Annotated in this window: 3 protein-coding genes; all 3 read right to left on the bottom strand. The window is 33.0% G+C overall.

What is annotated here, in order from left to right; all coding sequences use genetic code 11:
- A partial coding sequence (locus tag SOR60_RS02570) for a phage tail spike protein (protein WP_320595126.1) occupies positions 1–1,136 on the bottom strand: 1,136 nt, incomplete at its 3' end.
- Positions 1,133–2,776 carry a distal tail protein Dit gene (locus SOR60_RS02565; RefSeq protein WP_320595125.1) on the bottom strand — a complete coding sequence of 548 codons (1,644 nt, stop codon included), beginning with the start codon at positions 2,774–2,776 and terminating at the stop codon, positions 1,133–1,135. The genes SOR60_RS02570 and SOR60_RS02565, both read right to left, overlap by 4 nt.
- Positions 2,777–4,549, bottom strand: a 1,773-nt coding sequence (locus SOR60_RS02560) for a phage tail protein (RefSeq protein ID WP_320595124.1), incomplete at its 5' end; no start/stop codon positions are given. It abuts the gene before it with no gap.

Raw genomic sequence — 4,549 nt, 5'->3', positions numbered from 1 at the left:
AACCACCTTACAGGTGGACCACCAGTCCTGCCATCAATAGGCGTGATAGATATACCTCTATCACCATAATTACAATGAATAATAGTATTCTTATCTATTACAGCCCCAGTATGGCCACCAGCTCCACCAGAAGCCCCTTGCCTACCAGCTACGAATATATCTCCAAACCTTATATCAGACCTAGATATTTCATCAAGGTACTTTCCTTTCATTGCAAATAGAGTCTCAGTTGAACCAATAAAATGATTAGATGGAATAAGACCTGCATGTTTAGCTGCAAAATGCACAGCAGAAGAACAATCATAAGAACTAGGACCAAGTCTATTATACATAGAATAACCAACCTTTCCCTTCCTCGACTTAAACCAATCAATAAACTTTTCAAGCTTACCATAAGAATAAGTTGATTCAGGTACATCCTCATTGACCTCAATAGTCTTCTTTATAGTCTTAGTCGTCTTAATAGTTTCTTTGTGAGGTTTACCTATACCAAGTACAGCTGTTCTTAAATTTGTTATAGATACATTTCTTTTTACATCTTTAAGTTCTTTTCCAACTTCAAGACGTATCGCAGTATCTTTTCCTCTTTGTTTGGAAAAATTAATTCTTTTTTCCTTAATTTCATTTCCATCAAACTTAAAGTCATAGGAAATTTCAGCTCCAAACCTTCCTGCTATTTGTACTATTCTTTTTGTTTGGTTAGATACTCCAGTATATTCTAAAGTTAAGTTTCTGGAATCTCCAATTTCATCAATACCAATTACCCAATCAGAATCATTTCCAATAGTGGCCAAGATATGTTCTCTTAAAGTTCCCTTCATCTTATGGTCGCCAACATCAGAATTTAAAAGTTCAAGACCTGCATCTTCAGCAATTATTTTTTTATAGGATCTCGACTCTTCTACTTCCATAACTTCTAAAACAATTATCTTATTTTTAAAATTTGGAACAAAAACAAAACAACCCGCCTCAATTTTTTCTACACTTATGTCATTTTTGGCAATCTTTGCCGTATAAATTGCAGTCCCCGTCTTTATAGTTTGATTTAATTCGTCATCCAAAAGAACAAGACCCTTATGGGTGTCAGGGCTTGCCACAGCAAGAGTTTCATATAACCTATTTGTAAAAAATATCATTTAAATCTCTCCCTATAAAAAACATCAATGTCTGGAACAACATCTGAAGAAATATCAAACATAATTTCATTTTGGCCAGGCTTTAACTTCACAGTATCTGACCCATAAGAAATTGGACTTAATGTTTCTATTCCATTCACATAGGCCTTATTAGTTTCCATTTCAAGCCTTATTACATCTCCAGCATAAAATTTATATCTTGGGTCAGGTACATTGGTTACATCCTTATCTGTCCAAAGTTTTCCATCTAGACCTGTAAATTTAAGTCTTACAAAAGATAATTCTGATAGTTGTGGATTAGATCCATACTTACCAGCCCAAACAAGAATATGGCTTGGTTTAAGTTCTTTATTTGTTAGATTATAGTCTTTGGTGTAAGATTTCTTGCTCATATCATTAAAGGTAGTAAAAGAAAACTTTTCCCCATGTTTTTTCATGGAAATTTTTCCCCAAAAATTTGAAGCAAGACCAGAATTAATTTGCCCATAACACCTATCATAAACATCATAATAAATTGATGTAATCCTGTTGGTATAATGAGTAGAAAAACTAGCTGCCATTATTGGGGTATCTCCAGCATAAATACCTATATACATTGCCCCAAATTGATTAGCAGGGCCTACAAAATAATTTAAATAAACTTCTAATTCAAAATCCGTACAATCTAAATTTATTGGATAAGACTTGCAAGGACCATGCCAACCACTTTGCCCACTTGCAAAAGTTGCAAGCATGTCATGAGAGTTTCCATTATTACAAGCAAAGCCCTTGCTTGTAGGACCATCTATATCTTGTTCCAATAGCCAACCTATATATACTCCATTATTTTTAAGCAAATAGGCCTTGGATGATTTGGATTGCCTAACAGATTTTGTTTGAGCTACAGGAAAAGACCTGCCCTTAACCCAATTATCTATCCTTTCTCCAGTTTGCCAATGAGTGGCCCACTTACCAACCTTTATCTTCCCATTACTTGGGGTTGGCATTGACTTATTTCTTTGAACCAAATCACCAGCACTATGCCACCTTGTGTGGATTTTACTTGCATCATAATTTGTTGGATTTAGCTTATTAAATCTAGAATCAATCTCAACCCAAGACCTCCTGGTTTCATAACCATCTACCAACCCCTCTTTTTGTATCTTGACCTGTTTCATAGGGCTAGCCTCAAGTGGCTCGCCAAATTGAAAAACTTTATCCTTACTTACTGCAGAAACCATATAAGTATCATCTTTTAACTTAAAATCAAAGGTCGGATATGCATAATCCGACCCCTCATTTTCTAATATTAAGCTTGTTCTCCCATTAAAAGAAAGTTCCCTAGGCTTAATAGCATAGGAAACCCCATCTGGTATTTCTATATCAATATCAATTTTCGTCCTCTCATAAGAGCTTGAAACTTTAATATCCTCTTTTACCTTTCCCTTCCAATACCTGTCCGGCTGATCAGTAAAGATAAATTCCTGAATTTCTCCAGTAAAAAGTTTATTTAAAACATCAACAGTAGCTAGAATATCATGGAGGATATAAGCATGTATAGTTACTATTCTCCCTTTAACAAATGGACCCATAGTCCTTTCTACATCAGTAATAAATATCAAATCTTTTAAAGATTCACCGTCAACAATAACTTCATACATCTATATAACCACCCCCATTCTCCTATTTTCGTAAAGGTCTTTTTTCTTCTTGTACTCATCAATTTTTCTTCCAAGCATAACAGAAACTTTTTCTCCATCAATATAAACATCATCATCCTTTTCAGTCAGAATTTTTAATAAAGATAAAATATCTAAAAGCATACTTTCAAGCTTAGAATCTCTATTAGCCTTGTATTCACTATAAGCCTTAAAATCTAAATTCGAATCAAGTTTCTTATCCAAAATATTTTTATCAAGACTAGAAATATCTGGACTTAGATTAAGAGGTTTTACTTTAATATCAAATCCATCATAGATTTCTCCAGCCATAGATAAAACATTAGATTTAACATCCTTAAAACTTTCAACCATAGACTTATTAAGTCCACCGATAATAGCATTACCAGCAGGGATCAAAAGTTTTCTATCGTAAGATATAGGACCTTTGTGTGATTTAATCCAGTCTGCTATTCCTCCAACAAAATCTTTTACAGCACCAAAAGCATGTTTTAAACCTCTTAAAAAACCATCTATTACTGCTTTTCCTGCACTAAATAGATTTATACTTCCTAAAGAATTAAAAATCCCTTTAATTCTGTCTATAATTCCAGAAATCCTTGCCTTGGCACTAGAAATAGCACTTATTATTCCATTCCATGCACCTCTTAAAGCACCTAATAAAATATTTGCAGCTGATTTAAGTGTATTAAATTTTGCAACAATTGTATTTACAACTCCGACAATAATACCAGCTGCAATTTTAATTGCTGTTTTAATAGCAGACCATACAGCTAATAAAATAGTTTTTAAAACTCCACTATGATTTCCAAGAAAAGTAAATACACTTCCTATTACCTTTATAGCACCAGCTATAATTCCTTTTGCAACTGTAATTGCTTGCATAATTCCTTGCCAAACAAAATCCATAATAGATTTAAGAGTATTTCCATCAACACCCATTGAATTAAACCAATTTTTAATATCTCCAATGACAACTCCGATAACTTCCCATACAACAGTCATTAAAGATTGGATAGCAGTCCATACAATATTAAAAGTTTGTCCTAAAACTTCCATGACAACCTTGTTATCAAGCAGATGACTTGTAAACTCAGTAATTTTAAATACTATAGGCTCAACAAAGCCTAAAATTTTATTAAATACCTCACCCAAAAAATTAAATATAGGAGTTAAAACTTGAATAACTAAACCTAAACCATTAAATGCATTAGATAAAATTGTTATCCCTTCAGATAAAACTTTTCCAATTACTAAGGCTAAACCCTCTAATATTGGTTTTAAAACATTACCTACAGAACTAATAAAAGGTTGCATTTTCTCCATAAGTCCATCAAAAGCACTTTTAAACTTTTCTATAGCTGGACTTAATAATTCACCCAATTTTTTAAAGATAGTAAATTTTTGAGCTAGTAAATTAAAACCTTCACTTGCCACATTAGGAAGTTGTTTAAAAATATTTCCAACCATTGGAAGTAAATTTCCAAGAAGAAAAGTCTTTGTAGTAGATCCTAAATTTCTTAAACTAGGACCAATATTTTCACCCAAAGCAAGATTACCTAAAAAATCTTGGGCAGATGCTTTCATAGAAGAAAAAGAACCACTTAAAGTCTGTTCCGCTTCTTTAGCAGTAGTTCCAGTTATATTAAGTTTCCCTTGAATAGCATGTATTGCTTGATATACATCTGATAAATTATTGATATCATATTTTACACCAGTTATCTTTTGAGCATCAGCCAAAAGACGCTCCATTTC

Source organism: Anaerococcus porci, assembly GCF_034090325.1.
Lineage (GTDB): Bacteria > Bacillota > Clostridia > Tissierellales > Peptoniphilaceae > Anaerococcus > Anaerococcus porci.
This window is presented reverse-complemented; position numbering and strand designations above follow the sequence as displayed.